Annotated in this window: 16 protein-coding genes; 9 read left to right on the top strand and 7 right to left on the bottom strand. The window is 46.9% G+C overall.

What is annotated here, in order from left to right; genetic code table 11:
• Positions 1-44: 44 nt before the first annotated feature.
• The gene (smc, locus tag DU481_RS10185; protein WP_350134224.1) at positions 45-3584 is read right to left on the bottom strand and encodes a chromosome segregation protein SMC; all 3540 of its coding nucleotides are present in this window, start codon (positions 3582-3584) and stop codon (positions 45-47) included.
• A 96-nt stretch (positions 3585-3680) separates the two neighbouring features.
• Here smc and queF point away from each other — a divergent pair, with 96 nt between their 5' ends.
• The gene (queF, locus tag DU481_RS10180; protein ID WP_121164725.1) at positions 3681-4100 is read left to right on the top strand and encodes a preQ(1) synthase; all 420 of its coding nucleotides are present in this window, start codon (positions 3681-3683) and stop codon (positions 4098-4100) included.
• A gap of 155 nt (positions 4101-4255) precedes the next feature.
• Positions 4256-5542 carry a LysM peptidoglycan-binding domain-containing protein gene (locus tag DU481_RS10175; protein ID WP_350134222.1) on the top strand — a complete coding sequence of 429 codons (1287 nt, stop codon included), beginning with the start codon at positions 4256-4258 and terminating at the stop codon, positions 5540-5542.
• Positions 5543-5570: 28 nt separating this feature from the next.
• Here the strand turns inward: DU481_RS10175 and DU481_RS10170 are convergent, their stop codons facing one another.
• Positions 5571-7028, bottom strand: a complete 1458-nt coding sequence (locus DU481_RS10170; protein WP_350134220.1) for a M17 family metallopeptidase — start codon at positions 7026-7028, stop codon at positions 5571-5573.
• Positions 7029-7201: 173 nt separating this feature from the next.
• Between DU481_RS10170 and DU481_RS10165 the strand changes: the two genes are divergently transcribed.
• Both DU481_RS10165 and DU481_RS10160 read left to right on the top strand, forming a co-directional pair.
• The gene (locus DU481_RS10165; protein ID WP_350134218.1) at positions 7202-7996 is read left to right on the top strand and encodes a thymidylate synthase; all 795 of its coding nucleotides are present in this window, start codon (positions 7202-7204) and stop codon (positions 7994-7996) included.
• Entirely contained in the window at positions 7993-8502 is a 510-nt protein-coding gene (locus tag DU481_RS10160; protein WP_350134216.1) for a dihydrofolate reductase, read from the top strand. The genes DU481_RS10165 and DU481_RS10160 overlap by 4 nt, the downstream gene beginning before the upstream one ends.
• 112 nt (positions 8503-8614) lie before the next feature.
• Here DU481_RS10160 and DU481_RS10155 read toward each other — a convergent pair whose 3' ends face one another.
• The 4 genes from DU481_RS10155 to apbC form a co-directional block, all read right to left on the bottom strand.
• Positions 8615-9790 (bottom strand): type III PLP-dependent enzyme, encoded by a 1176-nt coding sequence (locus tag DU481_RS10155; RefSeq protein ID WP_350134214.1) that lies wholly within the window; start codon positions 9788-9790, stop codon positions 8615-8617.
• Positions 9791-10142: 352 nt separating this feature from the next.
• A complete protein-coding gene (locus DU481_RS10150) occupies positions 10143-11408 on the bottom strand; it encodes a TIGR03790 family protein (RefSeq protein ID WP_350134212.1) in 1266 nt (421 codons plus the stop codon).
• Positions 11409-11442: 34 nt separating this feature from the next.
• Positions 11443-12009, bottom strand: a complete 567-nt coding sequence (dcd, locus tag DU481_RS10145) for a dCTP deaminase (RefSeq protein WP_121164714.1) — start codon at positions 12007-12009, stop codon at positions 11443-11445.
• A gap of 13 nt (positions 12010-12022) precedes the next feature.
• Complete coding sequence (gene apbC, locus DU481_RS10140) at positions 12023-13111, bottom strand: iron-sulfur cluster carrier protein ApbC (RefSeq protein ID WP_350112909.1); 1089 nt, start codon at positions 13109-13111, stop codon at positions 12023-12025.
• A 126-nt stretch (positions 13112-13237) separates the two neighbouring features.
• Here apbC and metG point away from each other — a divergent pair, with 126 nt between their 5' ends.
• The 5 genes from metG (at position 13238) to DU481_RS10115 (ending at position 17232) form a co-directional block, all read left to right on the top strand.
• The gene (gene metG, locus DU481_RS10135) at positions 13238-15343 is read left to right on the top strand and encodes a methionine--tRNA ligase (RefSeq protein WP_350134210.1); all 2106 of its coding nucleotides are present in this window, start codon (positions 13238-13240) and stop codon (positions 15341-15343) included.
• A gap of 9 nt (positions 15344-15352) precedes the next feature.
• Positions 15353-15733, top strand: coding sequence for a nuclear transport factor 2 family protein (locus DU481_RS10130; RefSeq protein WP_350134208.1), 381 nt, complete (start codon positions 15353-15355; stop codon positions 15731-15733).
• Positions 15734-15757: 24 nt separating this feature from the next.
• Positions 15758-16513, top strand: coding sequence for a YggS family pyridoxal phosphate-dependent enzyme (locus DU481_RS10125; RefSeq protein ID WP_350134206.1), 756 nt, complete (start codon positions 15758-15760; stop codon positions 16511-16513).
• Positions 16513-16746, top strand: coding sequence for a DUF2442 domain-containing protein (locus tag DU481_RS10120; RefSeq protein WP_350134204.1), 234 nt, complete (start codon positions 16513-16515; stop codon positions 16744-16746). The genes DU481_RS10125 and DU481_RS10120 overlap by 1 nt, the downstream gene beginning before the upstream one ends.
• A gap of 147 nt (positions 16747-16893) precedes the next feature.
• On the top strand, positions 16894-17232 hold the full coding sequence (locus DU481_RS10115) for a hypothetical protein (protein ID WP_350134203.1): 339 nt from the start codon (positions 16894-16896) through the stop codon (positions 17230-17232).
• Positions 17233-17342: 110 nt separating this feature from the next.
• Here the strand turns inward: DU481_RS10115 and DU481_RS10110 are convergent, their stop codons facing one another.
• On the bottom strand, positions 17343-17615 hold the full coding sequence (locus tag DU481_RS10110; RefSeq protein ID WP_350134201.1) for a SemiSWEET family sugar transporter: 273 nt from the start codon (positions 17613-17615) through the stop codon (positions 17343-17345).
• Positions 17616-17649: the final 34 nt, after the last annotated feature.

Raw genomic sequence — 17649 nt, 5'->3', positions numbered from 1 at the left:
ATTAAAATTAAATTATGTCAGCTTTATGGAATTAATCACAGTCATTAAATAGCAGGTTGTTTTTCGCGTTTGCCCATTTGAACCGCCGCAGCAAGATCCACAGCCACTATCCTTGATACCCCTTGTTCTTGCATTGTAACTCCAATTAATCGCTGCGCCATTTCCATCGTGATTTTATTATGGCTGATGAATAGAAATTGCGTTTGTTTGGCCATAGTTTTCACCAATTCACAGAAACGGCTGGTGTTGCTGTCGTCAAGTGGAGCATCAACCTCATCCAACAAGCAGAAAGGTGCTGGATTGAGCCGGAATAAGGAGAAAATCAATGCCAAAGCGGTCAATGCTTTTTCTCCGCCGGATAATAATTGGATGGAACTATTTTTCTTTCCGGGCGGTTGCGCGGTCAGCAATAAGCCGGCATCTAAATTTTTATCATCGCAGAATTCGAGTCTGGCTTGCCCACCGGCAAAAATGACTGGAAAAATCTCACTTAAGTAAGTATTGACTTGAGTAAATGTGTCTTGCAAACGTAATTCGGTTTCCCGGTCAATTTGCTGGATAGCGCTTTCCAAAGTTGCAATGGCTGCATTTAAATCCTGTAATTGCATTAGCAGACTGGATTCTCTGCTCCGGCCATTTTCGAGCTCTTCCAATGCGGCAAGATTCACAGCCCCTAGTGCAGCAATTTCCGCATTCAGTTTTTCGATCTCTGAATGCAGTCCGGTAACACTTTTCTTGGTACTTAAGGGTAATAACACTCCGGTATCAACATGAGCGTCTTGGATCAATTCATCAAATTGGCCAATGGCGATACTCGCCGCTTGTTCCTTGAGCCGGACTTGATTAATGGCCTCACGCAGCGCATGCGATTTTTGTTCCGATGCCATCCGGGCTTCTTCGATGCGCCGTAAATGGCTGATGGTATCCTCAACTGCCTGACGTGCTTGCAATGCGGCTTGTTCAATCGATTTTCGCTGTGTTTGGGCGGTTTCTAAGCGTCCGGTGAGCGGCGCAACATTCAGTTCGTCCATCTCGCTAAGTAAGTTGGCTTGGTTTTGCGTTAAATGTTGCAGTTCTTCATCCAGCGACTGTATATTCAACTCGATTTCCATGATTTTGTTCTGGCAGGTTTGCGCCTGAAACGCTGCCTCTTGCATCACGCGGGTCGATTGTTGGATGTTTTGCCGTTGCCGTGCAAGTTGTTGATTGGCCGTTTCCCAGGCGAGCTGTGCTTGCTGCGTTTGCTCCTTGAGTGCGGCAATTTTTTGCTGATTTTCCTGCAAATGGATGGTTGCGGATTCTCGCAGCGCATACTCGTGCTCTAAGGCTTGCCGGATTTCTGTCAACTCAGCATTGATCTGGTTATGGCGGTGTGTTGCGCGTTCGCTGGCTTGCGACAATTTCACCGCATCTAGTTGTAATGAATGCCGCTGCTGTTGCAATTGCTTGCTATTTTTATCAACCGTTTGAATGGCATTGTTCAGTTCAGCGAACTGCTGCTCGGTTTTGGCCAGCAGATCGCGCTGTATGCGCAGGGCGGGCTCGAGCTGGTCCATTTCTTTTTGTATTTGAATAAGCTCTTGCTGTCTTGATAAGACCCCATGCAATTGCGAGTCGGGCGCATAAAAAGTGATACTGGTACGGGTCAGGATGTGTCCTTGGCGAGTAACGAGCAGTTCGCCAGAGCCCAGAGAATTTCTACCGCTGAGACCTTCTTGGATATCACCGGCGATATATACATTTTTTAACCAATGACTCAGTACGGATTGGATTTCAGGCTGATTGACCGTGATGCAGGTGAGTAATTTTTGACCAGTGTGGTTGTGCGTGTCACTGGACGATAGATCATCGACGGTGCCGGATTTTTCATGCAGCGTCCATTTTCCCTGCGGCACGCCGTCAATCCAATCGAGGATACTATCCAGCTGCTCGATCTCAATACTATTAAGCCGTTCGCGCAGAATCGCTTCTAATGCGTTTTCCCACTCCGGCGCGATGCTGATTTTCTGCCATAAGCGCGGCAGAGTATCCAGCTGCCGTTGATGGAGCCAGGCGGTTAAGCTCTGGTTGTTTTCCAGCTTCTGCTGCAAATTTTGCAATGCCGTATGGCGAGCTGACGCTTGCGACAATGTCTGCTGCAGTTCTTGAATTCCTCTGACGATATGCTGTTTGGACTGGGTTATTGCCGAGAGTTGTATTTCGATTTCCTGATGCTTAACTTGTTCTTCTTCCAGCCTATTTTCAGTGTTATCGATCTGCTGCTGTAATTCCGTTAATTGACTGGGATCAATGAGCACAAATTCGCTTTGTTCTTTTAATAAGCGGGCATGGCGCGCCTCAAGCTGTTGAATATTTTTTGCCGCATGCACGAGTTGATTGTCTTCCAGGCGGTTGGTTTGTTCGACGAGCAGTAAATCCTGCCGGAGCTGGTTTGATTTTTCCTGACAGGCATGAAAATTTGCCTCTATGGCTGGAAGTTTGTCGTTTTCTTCATGGCATTTTTGAATGCTGTCTTGTTGCGCTGATTCAATTTTTATTTTTTCCTGCTGCCAATGCGCCAGATTTTCCAGTTTGCTAGCTTTTAACTGATTATTTTTTTGCAGCTGATTTTCAACTTGTTGCGTTTGTTGTAGCAGGCGATCATGCGTGCTGTTTAGATGATTGATTTCCTGCGCTAAACGTCCTATTTCGGCATCCGCCGTATACAGTTGCCCCTGTGCCTGAAGCAATTGGTCGTTAACAGCATGTTCTTTGGTGCGGGCTGCTTCATAGTCTTTTTCCGCTTGCTGCTGACTTGCAAGCACAATTTCCAACTCGGCTTCCAGCTTCTGAATGTCTTGTTCCGCACGCTGCTGCTGTTTCTGCGCTTCGGTTCTACGCAATACCCATAGCAGGGATTGCGAGTGGTGCAGATTTTCCTGCAATTGTTTGTATTGTTGTGCGATTTTTGCTTGCACTTCCAGATGCTGCAGCTGTGTGCCCAATTCCTGGCAAATATCTTCCAAGCGGGTGAGATTTTTTCTCGACTCAGCAAGACGAGTGGATGTTTCATGCCTTCTTTCACGATACTGGGAAATTCCGGCAGCTTCTTCGAGAAAGTTTCGTAAGTCCTGCGGCTTGGCTTCAATGATGCGGGAAATCATGCCTTGTTCGATAATGGCATAACCCCGGCCTCCGACACCCGTGCCCAAAAAGAGATCGGCAATATCCCGGCGCCGCACGGGCAGATTATTGATGTAATAACTTGAGTTGCCATCACGTTGAATGACACGTTTGATGGCGATCTCAGCGTAGCTGGACCATTGTCCGGTAATTTTATTGAGATGATTGTCAAAGACGATTTCCACACTGGCGCGGCCAACCGCTTTGCGGTTATCCGATCCGGAAAAAATGACATCCTGCATCGAATCGCCCCGCAAAGCGGAAGCTTTCGATTCTCCCAACACCCATCGTACAGCGTCGATGATGTTCGACTTACCGCAACCGTTAGGGCCTACGATACCAACCAGATCTTGCGAAACGGGAACTACAGTGGGATCGACGAATGATTTGAAGCCGGCGAGCTTGATATGAGCTAGGCGCAATTTTTTGTTTATTGGGTAAGGCAGTTATAATAAATAAAGCGCATGTCGCATTTTATCATTGTAACCGAATTAATTTAACTACGAGCATGAAGAAGAATGGCCAGCAAACCTGAAAAAACACTTGAAACCTTCCCGAATCCGTTTACCAGTAGGGACTACCATATTCATATGGAGATTCCTGAATTCACTTGTTTGTGCCCGAAAACGGGACAACCCGATTTCGCCACATTAATTCTCGATTATATTCCAGACAAAAAATGCGTCGAACTTAAAAGCTTGAAACTCTATATCTGGTCGTACCGGAATGAGGGCGTGTTTCATGAAGCTGTGACGAATAAAATTCTCGACGATCTCGTCGCTGTTTTAAAGCCTCGCTATATCCGGTTAACTGCGCGTTTTTATGTGCGTGGCGGTATTTTTACCAATGTTATCGTTGATCACCGGAAAAAAGGATGGCAGCCAAAACCGGTGGTTTTGCTACAGGAATTTAATACTCAGTCGAATATTCGTGAATGATTCTTAATAATTACCTTGAAGATGATAATTTAATAATATGATTATTAAATATATTTATTAAATTTTCATTTTCTTTTTTGTAAAAAATAGTTTGCAAATGCAAAAAATTTATATATCCTGTTAATCGATATGGATATAGAAAATAATATATGTAAATGATTTTAAAAAGAAAAAGCATTGTTTTGCTGATATCGCTAGTACTTGGGTTTTGTTCATTTATAGCACTGAATGCATTTGCGGATACATTAGTACAAGATAAGATTCAGTATCATGCAAATCTGTGGGGTCGTATACAAAACGGTTTTGCCTTGGCACTGCCACCCGATAGTAAAACAATTCGCAAAATAGGCGCCTCCTATACACAGAATCCAGAGTTATTTAATCGCATCATCGCTAATAGCGAGCGGTACCTGTTTCATATTGTAGAGGAAGTTGAGCGTCGTGGCATGCCGATGGAAGTCGCACTGATGCCGGTCATAGAAAGCGCTTACAATCCGCTGATAAAATCCAATAGCCAAACGGTGGGTTTGTGGCAATTTCAACCCGAAACGGCGAAAATCCTAGGGTTAGCGCAAAATGTATGGCACGATGACCGCCGTGACGTTATAGCTTCTACCCGAGCTGCACTGGATTATTTGCAGTATCTCCATGCGAAATTTGATAACTGGAAACTGGCCATCGCGGCTTATAATTTGGGCGAAGGTGCAGTCAGTAAGGTTTTATCCAGAAGTCTTCATAAGGGCAGGTCGAGCAATTTTTATGATTTGAATCTACCCAGCGATACCAAGCACTATGTTTATAAGCTATTGGCCGTTAAAGATATAATAGTCAATAGTAAGAAATATGGCATACAAATCCGGCCGATAGCGAATCGACCGTATTTTGATGAAATCAAAATACATGAACACATCGACATCCCTCTCGTTACACGTCTTGCCAATATTTCCGAAGCTGAATTCAATGCATTAAATCCTGCCTACAATCGTTATGTCATCAAGGTGATAGACGAACCTCGCACGTTGTTGTTGCCTAAAAGAAATAAAGATATTTTTCTGAAGAATCTTGAGACATATCAAGATCCTAGAATATCTTGGCAAATTTATCACGTGAAGAAAGGGGAAAGTATTAATGAAATCGCAGCGCGCCATCAGACTACCGTGAAGCAATTGCAGACAATTAACGGTATTGCGCGCAGTAAAAATCTTACCCTCGGACAAAAAATATTGGTACCGCAGATTGTGCCAGAGGATTATAGCGATGCTGCCGCACTGAAGAAGAAACAGCTGCAGAATTATCAATCGAATGTTTATGTGGTGAAAAAAGGCGATACCTTATATGAAATCGCCAAGCGCTACGGTACGACCGTCAACCAGATCAAGCTTTGGAATAACAGCGATGAAAACTTGTCCGTTGGCCAGAAGCTCGTGATTGCGAGAAGTTAGGCGCTATTCCTGATTGCAAATATCGATTTCAAACACTTTTTAGCAGCTCGATCGCCCAACTGACCCCAAATCCGGTAATGTCGCTATCTACCGCGCCCAAACCGTCCTTATGGCTGCTAGCCGATAAATCCATATGCAACCATGGTGTATCGCTGACAAAGCGCCGTAGAAAACAAGCAGCGAGAATATGATCGAATTCTCCCCCTAGCTCGCATTGCTTGATATCCGCAATGGCGCTTTCAAGGTTTTCTTCATAATCGGAATCCATCGGGAAAACACACACACGCTCACCACTTTCTTTGCCCGCGGCAATGGCGACTTGCAATAACTCATCGCGGTTGCTGAAAACTCCGCTGTAGCGGGATCCTAAGGCAGTTTTCATGCTGCCTGTTAACGTAGCGAAATCGATGATCAAATCAGGTTTTAATTGGTTGGCCAATGTCAAAGTGTCCGCCAATACCATTCGTCCTTCGGCGTCGGTATGCACGATTTCGATGGATAGCCCGCTGAGTGCCGTGATGATGTCATTTTGTTTATATGCACGAGGACTGATGTGGTTTTGTGCTATGGCTAGCCAGCAGTCCATTTTAATTGGGATTTCAGCGCGCGTTGCGGCAAGCAAAATGCCCAATGCGACGGCCGATCCATTCATATCCTCATGCATTCCTTGCATATACCGGGCTGGTTTTAGATTATGGCCGCCGGTATCAAAGCAAATGCCTTTTCCGACAATCGCGATGGTTTTATTGTCCGGATTTTGCTTGCCCTGATATTGCAGATGGACGATGGCGGCGTCTTCGGTATCACTGCCTTGCGCTATCGCCACAAAAGCGCCTGCGCCGATTTCTTTCAACTTATTGAAATCATATTCCTGATATTTCCAGCCCTCATTCTCAGCCAATTTCTTAATTTGCTGGCGATAAGTGGTGGGTGTTAATTCATTGGCCGGTAATGCAGTCAAACCGCGCGCAAGCAAATTTCCTTCCGCCCGGGCGCGTTGCAGCGTAAAGTTTCCAGCATCTTTGTAGCCATATAAAAAAATTTTCTCCAGCGGTTTTCTGACGGGTTTGTTTTTGCGCACCGGGAGTACGGCGCCATTCACCCAGCTGGTAAAAACAGCCAATTCGGAAAAGATTTTTCTTTGTTGCGTTGTGCCATGCACAGTAATATGCAATTCAACAGGATTTTCGCCAAGCAGCAATTTGACCGCTTTTCTCACGGTGGTTTGTTGCTCGAATACGGTCTGGTTCGTGTCGACCATCGCCCAAGCGCATAGCTCGCCATCCGGAAGGTTGGCGCTCACTGGCGTATTGATAAGATCCGTTAATCTTATCTCGCGGCGCAAAAGTAATTTATTCAGTGATTCTTCACCGGGAATATCATACTTTTTAGGGAGTTTTTCTAACTTCGGGAGGATTACGAGAATATGTGATGCTTTAGTCGATGGATCGATCGATGATGTATTTTGGAAAAGGGATGCCAGCATTGAAAGCTTTCCTGTTGTATAGTTTTTTTTGAATGACAGAATTGTGCGTCATTGCATTAAGAATGATTGCTGTAATTAATATTGATATTATATACGTCTTATACCCATTATGGCTGGGATAGACTTACAACGTATGGATTTATTCTGATTCTACCGGGGAGTTTCAAATAGGGATGCATCAATATCTCGAATTAATGCAGCATGTCATTGATCACGGTCATCGTAAATCGGACCGGACGGGAACGGGTGCGCTCTCGGTTTTTGGCTATCAAATGCGTTTTGATCTGGCGCATGGCTTTCCTTTGGTAACCACGAAGAAATGTCATTTGAAGTCGATCATTCATGAGCTATTGTGGTTTCTGCAGGGCAATACCAATATCGGCTATTTGCAGCAGCATGGTGTATCGATATGGAATGAATGGGCTGATGCGAATGGCGATCTCGGTCCGATATACGGTCATCAATGGCGTTCCTGGACAACGGCGGAAGGCGGGCATATCGACCAGTTACAGCAGGTAATCCAGCAAATAAAAGATACCCCTGATTCCCGGCGTATGATTGTGTCGTCCTGGAACGTGGGGGATTTGCATAAAATGCGCTTGCCGCCATGCCATGCTTTTTTCCAGTTCTATGTGGCGAATGGCCGGTTATCGTGCCAGCTTTATCAGCGCAGCGCGGATATTTTTCTCGGCGTGCCTTTTAACATTGCATCGTATGCCTTGTTGACGCTGATGATCGCGCAAGTGTGCCACCTTAAAGCTGGTGATTTTGTGCATACCTTGGGTGATGCGCATCTTTATCTCAATCATTTGGAACAGGCTCGTGAACAACTGTTGCGCGAACCCAAACCTTTGCCAACCATGAAATTAAATTGCGATATCAAGGACATCCTGGGTTTTCACTATGAAGATTTCAGCCTGGAGAATTATGATCCTCATCCTGCTATCAAGGCGCCGGTAGCTGTATGACGCCACTACGTTTATCTATCCTGGTAGCCATGGCGAAAAATCGGGTTATTGGCCGGGATAATCGATTGCCTTGGCATTTACCGGCTGATTTGAAACATTTTAAGTTTCTAACGATGGGGCAAACCATTGTGATGGGACGTAAAACCTATGAATCCATTGGCAAACCTTTGCCTGGCAGGGCCAATATCGTGATTACCCGCCAAACGGATTATGAAATACCCGGGGCTGTCGTCGTCAATTCTCTGGAAGATGCATTGCTGGTTTGTGAAGAAACCAGCACGACTGACACTGAGAATTTCATCATCGGGGGTGAAAAGCTTTACCAGCAAACGATTAAAATATGCCAGCGTATGTATATCACAGAAATTCAGAGTGATTTTGATGGTGATGTTTTTTTTCCGCAATTTGATCCCGGCGACTGGGAAGAAACGCAGCGCGACAAACACGTTGGGGGAAATTTAGAATATCATTTTGTCGTACTCGATCGTAAATCAGGCACGACATAGCTATAATTCCGGTGATTTTTCAAGCTACTTGAAGCAGAAATGGTGAAGTAATGCAGTCACTTCACCATTTCTATTGACGATTCTTAATTAAGCTAACCCCCATTCTGGGAACTTAAATCACTTTCACATCGGGTAATGGAAAGCCATTAAAATTGCTGGCGTATGCCGTCGTATAGGCGCCCGCATTAGGAATATAGATAAAGTCGCCTTCTTGTATGTCGTTGGGCAACATCAAGTCGTGCATCAGGATATCCACAGAGTCACAGGTGGGTCCTGCAACTGACCATGAAATATTGCTGCCTTTCCGGTCGGTGAGAATCTCATAGCGTAAACCCTCGGTCATTTCAATGACACCGCCAAACATGCCTGCATCCCAGTACATCCAACGCTTTCCATTGCGCGTTGCTGTTCCAACCACGCGGCAGACAAAATAAGCCGAATCCGATACCAGATAGCGACCTGGTTCTGCCATGATACGGAAATTGTCCGGTAAATCAGAAATAGCTGTATTGATGACATCAGCAATGACTTCAATGGAAGGAATCGGTTTGATGTGGCGAACCGGGTAGCCGCCGCCGATATTGAGCAAGCGGGGGTTCAAGCCGGCCAGTTGCATTTCAGCAAATACTTTTTTAGCCCGTTCGATACCGACACGCCAATTTTGCGGATTACGGCATTGCGAGCCGACATGAAATGTAACACCTGCCAGATCTGCTTTGAGATTGGCGGCTTCTTGAATGATTTCATTGATATCGGCTAAGTGTGTACCGAATTTTCCAGCTAATGGCCAATCGCTGCCGATATTGGGGGTATCGATGCGTAAATACATTTTGGCATCGGGTTTAACGCTGAAGATTTTACGCATTTCTTCAATGCTATCGAGTACATACCACTCAACGCCTTTTTCTGCGGCGTATTCGAGATAAGCTCTGGATTTCATCGGATTGCTGTAGAAAATTTCAGCAGCTGGTACACCTAATTTGAGTAATACGTCTAACTCAGCGATGGAGGCAATTTCAAAACCAGCGTCTTCTTCGATCAGCGTTTTCAGTACACGCTCATCGGGATTGGCTTTTACTGCATAATGCGGATGCACTCGGGGCATTGCAGTCTTGAAGCGCCGGGTTTTTTGCCGGATTATATTGCTGTCAACCAGTAAAAAAGGTCGTCGGTAACCTTCACTTAAAGCATTTCGAACATGCTCAAAATTCAGACTGATTTCAGGGTGTGTATCAAACAGAACTTCAGATTGGTCGGATTTTTGAAGTGTGGACGAGAGTATAGCCATGCATATGCTCCTTTATAAAACGCTACGTTTCAGGAATGTGAATATTTACTAAATCCGCGGGAGCAAAAAAGTTCTTGGTGCTTCTCATGATGACCTCCTTATCGGTGAGTTTCCTGGATTTAAATTTGCACGCATTATAGTCTGCATTCGAGGCAAATCAAGCTTTTTTTATCTATAATAATATTTAATAAAAAACAATAACTTATGCATATATAATTTATGCCCATTTAGACGGGTATTTAGCAAAAAAGTTTAGCGTGTTTTTGAAGTTTGTTTCGTGCGGCTTTCTAGTTTTGATACACGAGGAAATATTGAACGTACAATTTCCCGGATATCCATTATTTTGGGTTTGTTAATTCCAGTGTAACTTCAAATAGCCATCTGTTTTTTCATTGAACTTTAAAAGAAATCGATTCTCTCCGCGGCGAATTGTCTGAGGACGCGAAGCTAATTTGAACGGTCCGGCAGCAGAATGTGATTTTTCTATTTTTAATCGCCCAGCACGGGGCGAGAAAATTTTCAATTCAAACCGATCTGAACTCATTTCACGTAGTAGTGGCGCAAATGGTTTTGCTAAAGGTTCACCGATGAACACACCTTGGCCCGGCCAAGCGACGCTTTTCCAATAAGCCTCAAGCGCACTGGCACCCAATGCATAATGAAACATGGCGACTACTGGAGACGGGAATTTTTGCGGAAAACTGCAAGGCTCAATGACCGTGCCATAGCTTGCCGTGGCACCTGCTTCCAGCCAGCGCAAGCTGCTCATCTGGGAAGAATCGGTCAGCATGCCGCCCGCTGATGTCAGGTGATCCGCCAGTGCACCGGGGATAAACTCGAGCGTGTCCAACGAGGATACGTGGGTAAGTCCAGTAAAATAAAAAAGAACATCCTTGCGATCCGAGATGAAATCGGCTTCCAATATCTGCACTGGGAAAATGCCGGAAAATTCTTTTGCCGTCTCAGCGAAAATTACTGAACGCGTACTGCGTGCTTTATCCGAGGTGTTCAACAGATATGCTTGACCTTTGGGAAACGTATGATCGGATGCAATGCCCCGGTCAATCAAATCCTTGACCTGCGTAAACGAAGTGCCAGCCAACATCATAGCTGGGCGCATCTTGTAATCATCGAATGGGTAAGAACCGAGCGCATTGAAATAAGGACTTGGTGCTGTCGGTTCGCACTTATCGGCGCAGTATTTTTTGTCGAAGCCGAATGCCAAGGCGGAAGTCAGCGACATGCATTCCACCCGGTACGGAGCTGTCCAGGCAACGGCGAATGCTTGCACATGCTCGGGTGTAAGCCGGTCAATTTCAGCTTTTAACTGTGCGAACTCTGTCGATGCCATGGTGCTGCGTCCGGCTGGGAAACGCAGATGAATCACATTGGCTTCGGGTATTTGCCGCGCGCGCTGATAGTAACTGCCGATTTGCTGCGATAGGGGGTCGCTGTCATTGATGATGATGGCGATATCTTCCGGCATTAAGCCGGTACGCGTCAGAGAAATATGCTTCAAAGCCTCTGCCGCAAGCGTCACGGGAAATGCGGAGAATAAAATCAACGCGAGAATAACCGGAAACCTTTTGATTCGTTTTGCGCATATTTGAGTCAGCATCAATGAGTCTCCACATGGTTTTATTCCTTTGACTTCAAATTTTCGGCAATGTTACGCCTTGCTGTCCCTGATATTTTCCGCCCCGGTCTTTGTACGATGTTTCACACACCTCATCCGATTCAAAAAAAATCACTTGCGCCACGCCTTCATTCGCATAGATTTTGGCGGGCAGGGGGGTGGTGTTGGAAAACTCCAGCGTGACATAACCTTCCCATTCCGGTTCGAATGGCGTGACGTTGACGATAATGCCGCAGCGCGCATAGGTCGATTTGCCCAAGCAGATGGTCAGTACGTTGCGCGGGATGCGGAAATATTCAACCGTGCGTGCCAGGGCGAAAGAATTAGGTGGAATGATGCAAACATCGCTTTTGACATCGATGAACGAATTGGAGTCAAAATTTTTCGGATCGACAATCGTAGAATTGATATTGGTGAATAACTTGAATTCGTCCGAACAGCGAATATCGTAGCCGTAGCTTGAAGTTCCATAGGAAACGATACGCTGATCGTCTTTATGACGGATCTGATCGGGCTCGAACGGTTCGATCATACCGTGCTCGAGCGCCATGCGGCGTATCCATTTATCTGATTTAATCGTCATCCTTCAGTTTTTCCTAGTCATTTTCCATTACGATTTTAGCGAATAACTCCGAGTGATCTTCGGCGGATTCAGCCACCTTAACGGCAACTCGCCGCGCAATTAAACGGTAAATTCCGGCAATTTTGCCGTCTGGTTCTGCAACCACGCTGGGTTTACCCGTGTCGGTGTGCTCGCGGATCTTGATATCGAGCGGCAGTGCGCCCAGGAATTCGACATTGTAGTCCTGGCACATTTTTTCGCCGCCGCCGGTACCGAAGATGGGTTCTGTATGTCCGCATTGCGAGCAGGTGTGCGTGCTCATATTTTCCACGATACCCAGAATCGGAATACCCACTTTCTCAAACATCTTCAGACCTTTGCGCGCATCGAGTAGGGCAATGTCCTGCGGTGTGGTGACAATAACGGCGCCGGTCACCGGAATTTTTTGCGCGAGTGTGAGTTGAATATCGCCGGTACCGGGCGGTAAATCCACCACCAAATAATCCAAATCCTTCCAATTGGTATCGTTAAGCAATTGCTGCAAGGCTTGTGTCACCATCGGACCACGCCACACCATGGGTGTTTCGGCATCGATCAGCAAACCGATCGACATGGCCTGAATACCATGCGCCAGCATCGGTTCCATGGTCTTGCCGTCGTGTGATTCCGGATGGCCGGTAATGCCGAGCATCTGCGGCTGCGACGGACCATAAATATCCGCGTCCAGAATACCCACGGATGCGCCTTCCGCCGACAATGCCAGCGCCAGGTTGACTGCCGTGGCCGATTTGCCGACACCGCCCTTGCCGGACGCCACGGCAATGATATTTTTAACGCCGGGAATCAGCTTGACGCCGCGCTGCACACCGTGAGGAATGATTTTGCTGTTCACGCTTACCTGGATAGCGCCGATACCCGGCACCGTTTGCAATGCTGCGGTTATTTGCTGCTGTACTTGATTCTTGACGCTGTTGGCGGGGTAGCCAAGCTCAATGCCGACCGTGACATTATTTCCCGCAATTTGAATCGCGCCGACGGATTTTGCGGTCACGTAATCTTTATGGGTGGTTGGATCAATGGTTTGTTGCAATACAGATTGTATTTGTTGTTCGGAAATGGTCACTACGAAGCTCCTTTTAACGCTCGCTGAGCGGCTCACAATTTAATCGGGAAATGGTAACAAATATCGGGAATGCACACACAGTTTGTTACAATTGACACTTATTTAATCTGATTCGTTTAATAATTAATGAACAAGCGAAAAATTCTGGTCACCTCCGCGCTTCCTTACGCCAATGGCAGTATCCATTTGGGTCATTTGGTGGAATATATTCAAACGGATATCTGGGTGCGTTTTCAGAAAATGCGCGGACATACGGTTTATTATGTGTGCGCGGATGATACGCACGGTACGCCGATTATGCTGCGCGCGGAGAAAGAAGGCATCACACCGGAAGCTTTGATCACGCGCGTACACGATGAGCATTCGGCAGATTTTACCGGTTTTCATATTCAATTTGATAACTATTACAGCACGCATTCGGCGGAAACGCGGCATTTTTCCGAGGATATCTACGGCAAGCTCAAAACCGCCGGACTGATCGCCGTACGCGGCATCGAGCAACTGTATGATCCGGTGAAGAATATGTTTTTGCCGGATCGTTTTGTCAAAGGCGAGTGCCCGAAATGCGGCGCCAAGGATCAATACGGCGATTCCTGCGAAGCGTGCGGCGCGGCGTATGCCCCGACCGAACTGAAGAATCCCTATTCCGCCGTATCCGGCGCGAAACCGGTCAACAAATCATCCGAACATTATTTTTTCAGTTTATCCGATGCACGTTGCGCCGATTTTCTGCGCCAATGGGCCTGCAATGGCGATCATCTGCAACCGGAAGCGGCCAACAAAATGCGCGAATGGGTCGGCGAAGCCGGAGAAAACAAACTCTCCGATTGGGATATTTCGCGCGATGCGCCATATTTCGGCTTCGAGATTCCCGGCGCACCCGGTAAGTATTTTTACGTCTGGCTCGACGCGCCGATCGGTTACATGGGCAGCTTTCAAAACTTGTGCGCGCGTGAACAAATCGATTTTGACGAATTCTGGCAACCGCAATCCGATACCGAGTTGTATCACTTCATCGGCAAGGATATTTTGTACTTCCACGCGCTATTCTGGCCGGCGATGCTGAAAAACGCCGGTTACCGCACGCCGACCAAGATTTTCGCGCATGGTTTTCTGACCGTGAACGGCGAGAAAATGAGCAAGTCGCGCGGCACGTTCATCACTGCGGAAAGTTACTTGAAACAAGGTTTGAATCCGGAATGGTTGCGCTATTACTATGCTGCCAAGCTCAATAGCACACTGGAAGACATCGACCTGAACTTGGACGATTTCGTCGCGCGCGTCAATTCCGATCTGGTCGGAAAATTCATCAACATCGCCAGCCGCTGCGCCGGTTTCATCACCAAGCGTTTTGACGGTAAACTAGTTTCCGGCCAGCAATATCAGGCATTGCAAGCCATCGTGAACGAACATTTTTCCAGTTGGCGTCCAGAAGTCATCGAACAAGCCTTTGAAGAACGCGAATTTTCCGCAGCCATCCGTCAAATCATGAAATTTGCCGACGAAGCCAACGAAATGATTCACAATTTAGCGCCGTGGGAAATTGCCAAGCATGCGGATCGTGCTGACGATTTGCACCGCGCGTGCAGTCTTGGTATTCAGTTGTTCTATTTGCTATCGCGTTACTTAAAGCCGATCCTGCCCGGTACCGTGCAGCAAATCGAGGCGTTTCTTAATGGCGAACCGCTGACATGGCCGCAATTGCGGGCTGATCAACCGGTTTCCGATCTGTTGCTGCCCGCGGGACATACCATCAACACTTATCAGCACTTGATGACGCGCATTGACACCAAACAGATCGACGCACTGATCGCCGCCAACACGCAAAGCCTGACCGCTTCACCGCCGCAATCGCCGGCAAGGCACGCAGAAAAACAGCAGCACGCCATTTCCCCGATTGCCGAAACAATTTCGATTGACGACTTCAGCAAAATCGATTTGCGCATCGCGAAGATTGTCAACGCCGAGCACGTGCCGGGAGCGGAGAAATTGCTAAAATTGACGCTCGATATCGGCAACGAACAACGTACGGTGTTTGCCGGTATCAAATCCGCATATGATCCGGAACAGCTGAAAGGGCGCTTGACCGTGATGGTCGCCAATCTCGCGCCGCGGCAAATGAAATTCGGTTTGTCAGAAGGCATGGTGCTGGCTGCCGGTGGCGGCAATCCCGGCGAATTGTTCATTCTGTCGCCGGATTCCGGCGCGCAGCCGGGCATGCGGGTCAAGTAATTCCGGCGCATGGGAGCGAGCACCATTGCAGGGCAGATCCAAAACCTGGAACTTAGCTTACTGCAAACCAATCTGAACGCACACCCTGAACGAATCGACGAATTATTGGCGGAAAATTTCGAGGAAATCGATCAGTGCGGGCAAATTCATAGCAGAGATGACGTGATCAATTGGTTGAAACATAAAGATCCGAGTCTGCGCTGGGCTTTTAAAGATTTTCGCGTCAAAGTACTAACCAGTGATTTTGTGTTGGCAATCTATTCGCTACAAAAACCGGATCAGCCGGATCAACCGGACACCGGTACAACCGGATCGATTAGAACCTCGCTATGGCAACGCCATGGTAATCAATGGAAAATGGTTTTCCATCAAGCATCCAGAAAAAATTAACTTCTCGCACAACAGGAGCAGGCCGTGGAACTCAACGAAGAGCAGCAACAGCAATTTAACGATATCAAAAATAACCTCGCTACCGTCAAACAGCGCATCGTCGATGCCTGCAAAAAAGCCGGACGCGACCCTGCCAGCGTGCGGCTGCTGCCCGTGACCAAAACCGTATCCGCGGAGCGGTTGCGCATCGCCTTTGCTGCCGGTGTTCATGAAATGGGTGAAAACAAAATCCAGGAAGCACGCGAAAAATCCGAGGTTATGGCCGATTTAGGCATCAAATGGGCGATCATCGGCCACCTGCAAACCAACAAAGCCAAATACCTGGCGCGTTTCGCCAACGAATTCCAAGCCTTGGACAGTCTTAAGGTCGCCGAAGAACTCGACAAACGTCTGCAAAACGAAGGCCGTGCGATCGACGTCTACGTGCAGGTCAATAGCTCCGGCGAAGAAAGCAAATTCGGCCTGCCACCCGAAGCCGTGCGCGATTTCGTGCAACACCTGCCGCAGTTTTCATCACTACGCATCAAGGGTTTGATGACCCTTGCAATCTTCTCAACCGATCACGACCGCGTGCGCGAATGCTTCGTCAAAATGCGCGACATCCAAGCCATGCTGCGCCAGGAAGCCCCCGCCGGATTATCGTTCGACGAACTGTCGATGGGCATGTCGGGCGATTACGAACTGGCCATCGAAGAAGGTGCCACCGTGGTACGCGTCGGCCAAGCGATTTTCGGTAAACGGCCGCTGCCGGATAGTCATTATTGGCCGGGTTTGGGGTGATGAATAAAATGCACGTTTTAGCAAAAAGCGTGCAATTCTCCGATGACGATATGATTGTTTCGCTAATTGATGGAAGAACCATCGCGGTTCCTTTGGTATGGTTTCCACATTTGGCATCAGCCAGTCAAAAGCAACTTACCAATTATGAGTTGCTGGGAGATGGTGAAGGCATTCATTGGCCCGATGTTGATGAAGATATCAGTGTGGCAGGATTGCTGCGCGGAAATCGATAATTATGAACCAAACATCGCATTTCTAATGCAATGTAATGCAAAGATCAATTGAGTCCACTCCCTTTGTTTTTCTTCGTTTTTTACTCTGGTTAGGCAGTGTTTGATCAATATTGAATGATAAGTTAACGGAAGTTTCGGTACTAACGCATGCAAGAATTTATAAAAAATCTCTTTGATACAATACGTAACTATATTATTTGTTCAACACTTTTTTTAGCTGGACATAATAATAAGACTAATAATTCAGGGAACTCAGATTCACTACTTTGGGTTGCATCAACAGAGGGACTTATCTACCTCTCTGTAGCTCTATTTTGTTTGAATTTTTGTTATTCAGCATTTGCTACATGGCGTGCATTGCCGCCCGTAACTCAAGGTCACTTTACGAAAATGCCCAGAGGGCTTAACATTAAAATATTTGCTGTAGCATTGCAGGCTGTCATGGCTTATTCCATAGCTTTTGGAACTAATAGTTTAAAAATGTAATTAAGGGGGCTCGGACCTGATTGATTTTCAGAAAACCTGAATTCAGCGCGGTAGTATGAGCTGCCGAAGAAAGCTCAACATTACACGGTAATCATCGGGATTGGTTGGATTCATCCATTATTCTCCGCTCGAGCAAAGTGGAAAAATGCGCCGACCGTCAGGGAATTGATCGCGATGGCGATGATGTTCCAGACAATGATCGGCATGGAATCGATCAAAACGCCGTAATAAAGCCAGGCAATCTGGAACACGCCCATGATGCCGGCCATGGTTGGATTCATGCCTTGAGCGCTTTTCCGCTTGAGCATTGCATACAAATCCGGGGCGGCGGCGAAAGTGGTGCCGAAACCGGCTATGAATCCGATGATTTCATGCCCTTCCATTCAGATTCCTCGTTATTTTTTGTTTGTGTCCCGT

It is taken from the genome of Nitrosomonas sp. (assembly GCF_040240425.1).
Lineage (GTDB): Bacteria > Pseudomonadota > Gammaproteobacteria > Burkholderiales > Nitrosomonadaceae > Nitrosomonas.
The sequence above is the reverse complement of the archived record's forward strand: the minus strand, read 5'-3'. Positions and strand labels throughout refer to the sequence as shown.